This window comes from Pseudomonas sp., assembly GCF_037994325.1.
Taxonomy (GTDB): Bacteria; Pseudomonadota; Gammaproteobacteria; order Pseudomonadales; family Pseudomonadaceae; genus Aquipseudomonas.
Genome location: NZ_JBBNAH010000525.1, coordinates 1 through 5,273 on the forward strand (window position 1 = coordinate 1; position 5,273 = coordinate 5,273).

The following is a 5,273-nucleotide window of genomic DNA, read 5'->3' on the forward strand; positions in this document are numbered from 1 at the left end:
GTGTAGTGATCCGCGTCTGGCCATTCTCGATTTGCACCCCACCGGACCGCTGTGGGGCGACGGCCCATCGCCGGCTGCCGGCCTGGCCCATGAAATTGAACAAGGCGTGGCGCAAAAAGAGCCGGCATTGTACGACTGGCTAGTCGCAGCGGGCATGGCTCACGAACGGCGAATCCTGCGCCTCCCCATCAGCGGTTTGACGTGGCATTATCCCGAGCCTGACATTCTGCAACTGGAATTCGTCCTCCCGGCTGGATGCTTCGCCACCGTAGTGGTGCGTGAAATCGTCGAGCTGTTGCCGGTAGGGCAGACGGACAACTCATGCGCATTCTGATTTCAAACGACGATGGGGTGACTGCACCCGGCCTCGCCGCGCTGCATGGCGCGTTGGCGGATTATGCCGACTGCGTGGTCATCGCCCCCGACCAGGACAAGAGCGGTGCGAGCAGCTCGCTGACCCTGGATCGTCCGCTTCACCCGACTACTTTGAGCAATGGTTTTATCAGCGTTAACGGCACTCCTACCGACTGCGTGCACCTGGGCCTCAATGGCCTGTTGCAAGAGGTGCCCGATATGGTGGTTTCCGGTATCAACCTGGGCGCTAACCTGGGCGATGATGTGCTGTATTCCGGCACCGTGGCCGCCGCGCTGGAAGGGCGTTTTATTGGTATGCCGGCGTTTGCCTTTTCCTTGGTATCGCGCCAGACCGATAACCTGCCAACCGCTGCGTATATCGCCAGCCGTCTGGTGGAGGCGCACGATAAGCTCGACCTGCCGCCGCGCACCGTACTCAATGTGAATATTCCCAATCTGCCGCTGGAACATATCCGCGGTATTCAACTGACTCGCTTGGGCCATCGTGCCCAGGCCGCAGCGCCAGTGAAAGTGGTCAACCCGCGCGGCAAAGAAGGCTATTGGATTTCCGTTTCCGGCGATGCCGAAGACGGCGGCCCCGGTACCGACTTCCATGCCGTGGTGCAGGGTTATGTGTCGATTACGCCGCTGCAGCTGGACCGTACCTTTAACGAGGCGTTTCGACGCATCGAGCCTTGGCTGGAGGGGCTGCTCTGATGTCGCGCGGGCAAGATGATCTGCAACACCGCGGCATAGGCATGACCTCGCAGCGCACCCGTGAACGGCTGATCCAACGTCTGTACGAAGAAGGGCTGTCCAACGCCCGCGTACTGGAAGTGATCCGCCGCACACCCCGTCACCTGTTTGTCGATGAAGCCTTTGCGCACCGTGCCTATGAAGACACCGCGCTGCCTATCGGCCATAACCAGACTATCTCGCAGCCTTATATGGTTGGGCGCATGACCGAGCTGTTGCTGGCGGCCGGCCCGGTCGACAAGGTGCTGGAAATCGGCACCGGCTCTGGCTACCAGACCGCCGTACTGACGCAATTGGTTGAGCGCGTGTTCTCGGTGGAGCGCATCCAAGTCCTGCAAGAACGTGCGAAAGAGCGATTGCAGGCACTCAATCTGCGCAACGTGGTCTTTCGTTGGGGCGATGGCTGGGAAGGTTGGCCGGCATTGGCGCCTTACAACGGCATTATCGTTACCGCTGCTGCCGCCCAGGTGCCGCAAGCCTTGCTGGATCAACTGGCGCCTGGCGGGCGCTTGGTGATTCCGGTCGGCGCTGGTGATGTTCAACAGCTGATGTTGATCATCCGCGAAGAACACGGCTTCTCCCGTCATGTGCTTGATGCTGTGCGCTTTGTGCCGCTGCTCAATGGGCCTGTGGCCTGAGCCGCTTCGGGCGAGGGCAGCGAGCGAGTGCGGCCACCCAACTAAAGGTTGGTTTTTGCGTTACCAGATTTTTCAACAGTCACCGGATAGGGAGAGGCGGGTGAGTCTCACAGCCATTCAGCAGTGGATTTGCAGCGCAGGCGCCAAGCGTCTGGTGAGTGGCGCGGTCCTTGGTGTGTTACTGGCCGGCTGCAGCAGCACCCCCCCCGGTGGCGTGCGAGTAGTGGACCGCACTACCGGCGGTACCAGCACCAGCGTGGCAGCCCCGCAACGGCCGGCGACCACCACCGGCCAGTACCGTGTGCAGCGCAGCGACACCCTGTACTCCATCGCCTTTCGCTTTGGCTGGGATTGGCGTGCGCTGGCCGCCAGCAACAATATTCCCGCGCCTTACACCATCAAAGTTGGCCAGGTCATTCGGTTCGATGGCGGACGCCCAGCAACCTTGGTGAAGGCGCCGTCTTCTTCGCCAAACGGCGGAAATTCGGGCAACAAACCACCGCTTGTGGTGGTGCCCACCAACACCGTCCCGGTCATCGCCAGGCCCGCTCAGCCACCAGTGGTAACGACTCCAGCGACCACTCCGGTACAGTCAGTGAGTCGTTCCGCTACAGGTTGGGCGTGGCCGACAGGCGGCGCTTTAATTGGTAAATTCTCCTCAAACGGTAGTTTGAATAAAGGAATTGATATAGCCGGGGAATTGGGCCAGCCTGTTCTCGCAGCGTCGGATGGTTCTGTTGTGTACGCCGGAAGTGGATTACGGGGCTACGGCGAATTAGTGATCATCAAACACAGCGACACTTACGTAAGCGCTTACGGTCACAACCGCAAGCTGTTGGTACGGGAGGGGCAGCAAGTCAAGGTTGGGCAGACGATTGCCGAAATGGGCTCTACCGGAACCGATCGGGTGAAACTCCACTTTGAGATTCGCCGACAGGGCAAACCTGTGGATCCGCTGCAATTTTTGCCTGCTCGCTGATACGTTGTCAGCCCGTTCCAGCCACGTAGGCCGGACGGGCTCAGGGGTTGCCAAGGAATAGGGCGATGCCGGAGCTTATGTCGAACTCAGCAAGGGATAAGAACAATGGCACTCAACAAAGAAGCGCCGGAGTTTGACTTGGATGATGACGTGCTTCTGATGGAGCCCGGTATCGTTTTGGAAGACGTGCTCGATGATGAGTCGGAAGTTCCGACCAAGCGCACGAAAGCCAAGCACTCCACTGCGGTCAAGCAACACAAGTACATCGATTACACCCGGGCGCTAGACGCCACTCAGCTTTACCTCAACGAAATCGGTTTTTCTCCTCTCCTTACTCCTGAAGAAGAAGTTCATTTTGCGCGTCTGGCGCAGAAGGGCGACCCTGCGGGCCGTAAGCGCATGATCGAGAGCAACCTGCGCCTGGTGGTGAAAATCGCCCGACGCTACGTTAACCGAGGTTTGTCGCTGCTGGACCTGATCGAAGAGGGCAACCTCGGCTTGATTCGGGCGGTGGAGAAATTCGACCCGGAACGCGGCTTCCGCTTTTCCACCTACGCCACGTGGTGGATTCGGCAGACCATCGAACGCGCGATCATGAACCAGACGCGCACCATTCGTTTACCTATTCATGTGGTCAAGGAGCTTAACGTCTACCTGCGCGCGGCGCGGGAGCTGACGCAGAAACTTGACCATGAACCCTCGGCTGAAGAAATCGCCAACCTGTTGGAAAAACCTGTCGGTGAGGTCAAGCGCATGCTTGGTCTTAACGAGCGGGTTTCCTCGGTGGACGTGTCTCTCGGCCCAGACTCCGACAAAACCCTGCTCGACACCCTGACCGATGACCGCCCGACCGATCCCTGTGAGTTGCTGCAGGATGACGATCTGTCGCAGAGCATTGATCAATGGTTGTCAGAGCTCACCGACAAGCAGCGTGAAGTGGTAGTCAGGCGTTTCGGCCTGCGCGGCCATGAAAGCTGCACGTTGGAAGAGGTGGGACAGGAAATTGGTCTTACCCGTGAGCGCGTGCGGCAAATTCAGGTGGAAGCGCTGAAACGTTTGCGCGAAATCCTGGAGAAAAATGGCCTGTCCAGTGACTCGCTGTTCCAATAACGGGTGTTTGTTTCGCGTAGAGAAAAACCCGGCCTTGGCCGGGTTTTTTGTAAGGATGGTCTTACAAGTTCGAGCTGTGTAAGACATTGCTTACAAAGCGTGTAAGCGATACGAGGAATGATTAGCCGGTGTAAGGCGTGTATTACAGTTTTAGTTTTACTAACTATCTGAATTTAAAAGAATTAATTATTTTTAGTGTTGTCGAATGATGCTCTCTTAGGCGATTTCGCGACTTGAACGGCCTCTGGATATCGCTAATATCACCCCTGTGCTTACGGACTAGCACGGGCTGATAGGGAATTTGGCCAGGAACATCGAAGGACACGATTCATCAGGACGATGAGCAGGAAATAGAGGGACTAGGGACGAAAGAGTGGGCGGGTCATACCGCCCCTTTTTTTTGCCTGCCGAAAGGCGGGCACAACAAAAGGCCCGCAGTGCGGGCCTTTTGTCTTTACACGGTTTAGATCGACTTTTGCGGGTCAACCGCGTTGGGCTTCACTTCGTTCAACCCAACCTACGACGGCCTCTTCGGGCTTCTGTCGCACTGGCGCTTAACGTTCCAGCAATTCCAGCTTGTTCTTCTTGCCATCCCACTCTTCAGCGTCTGGCAGCGCGTCTTTGCGCTCGGTGATGTTCGGCCAGACTTCTGCAAGGTCAGTGTTCAAGGCAATGAACTCGTGCATATCTTCTGGCACTTCATCTTCGGAGAAGATGGCTTGGGCCGGGCATTCTGGCTCGCACAGGGCGCAGTCAATGCACTCGTCCGGATGAATCACCAAAAAGTTCGGGCCTTCGTAAAAGCAGTCCACCGGACACACTTCTACGCAGTCGGTGTACTTGCACTTGATGCAGTTGTCGGTGACGACGAAGGTCATTTCTAATTCTCTCCTCAGGCGGCTGGGGAGCCCTTGTCAGAAGTTGGGCTCCTCGGCTCGGGAAAACTGTAGCAGTGACGCCAGGCTAATAGGCCACTGCTTTCCCAAAGCGCGCGGGATTCTAACAGCTTGCGCGGGCAAGGCGTTAGATGCGTGCTTTCAATGTATATAACAGTTCAAGCGCGCGGCGCGGGGTTAAATCATCGGGATTGATTCTGCCCAATTCCTCAATCACAGGGTGCGGTGCGCTGGCGAACATATCGCTTTGCATTGGCACTGATGGCTTGCCCGGCTCGCTACGCGGCTGTTCGTGGGGCAACGCTGTGGTTTCCAAGCGTGCCAAATGCTCTTTAGCGCGCACGATGACATCGCCCGGAACACCCGCCAACTGGGCCACTGCCAAGCCATAACTCTGGCTCGCCGGCCCAGGCAGCACATGGTGCAGAAACACAATACGTTCGTTGTGCTCGGTGGCATTAAGGTGCACGTTGGCAACGATTGGCTGGCTTTCCGGCAACACCGTCAATTCGAAATAGTGGGTGGCGAACAGCGTATAGG

At 57.5% G+C, this 5,273-nt stretch carries 6 protein-coding genes and 1 pseudogene; 5 read left to right on the forward strand and 2 right to left on the reverse strand.

Annotation, left to right across the window (positions count from 1 at the left end; all coding sequences use genetic code 11):
* The 5 genes from truD to rpoS all read left to right on the forward strand — a co-directional run.
* A partial coding sequence (gene truD, locus AAAB16_RS17585) for a tRNA pseudouridine(13) synthase TruD (protein ID WP_340664482.1) occupies positions 1–334 on the forward strand: 334 nt, incomplete at its 5' end.
* Positions 322–1,071, forward strand: a complete 750-nt coding sequence (gene surE / locus AAAB16_RS17590) for a 5'/3'-nucleotidase SurE (protein ID WP_340664483.1) — start codon at positions 322–324, stop codon at positions 1,069–1,071. The genes truD and surE, both read left to right, overlap by 13 nt.
* Before the next feature lie 41 nt (positions 1,072–1,112).
* Complete coding sequence (locus AAAB16_RS17595; RefSeq protein ID WP_340664486.1) at positions 1,113–1,748, forward strand: protein-L-isoaspartate(D-aspartate) O-methyltransferase; 636 nt, start codon at positions 1,113–1,115, stop codon at positions 1,746–1,748.
* A gap of 100 nt (positions 1,749–1,848) precedes the next feature.
* A complete protein-coding gene (locus AAAB16_RS17600) occupies positions 1,849–2,727 on the forward strand; it encodes a peptidoglycan DD-metalloendopeptidase family protein (RefSeq protein ID WP_340664484.1) in 879 nt (292 codons plus the stop codon).
* A 105-nt stretch (positions 2,728–2,832) separates the two neighbouring features.
* Positions 2,833–3,837 carry an RNA polymerase sigma factor RpoS gene (gene rpoS / locus AAAB16_RS17605; protein WP_110616551.1) on the forward strand — a complete coding sequence of 335 codons (1,005 nt, stop codon included), beginning with the start codon at positions 2,833–2,835 and terminating at the stop codon, positions 3,835–3,837.
* Between the two features lie 554 nt (positions 3,838–4,391).
* Here rpoS and fdxA read toward each other — a convergent pair.
* Both fdxA and AAAB16_RS17615 read right to left on the reverse strand, forming a co-directional pair.
* Positions 4,392–4,715, reverse strand: coding sequence for a ferredoxin FdxA (gene fdxA / locus AAAB16_RS17610; protein ID WP_340664485.1), 324 nt, complete (start codon positions 4,713–4,715; stop codon positions 4,392–4,394).
* 145 nt (positions 4,716–4,860) lie between these two features.
* Positions 4,861–5,273, reverse strand: a pseudogene (locus AAAB16_RS17615) (DNA mismatch repair protein MutS); the annotation flags it as partial.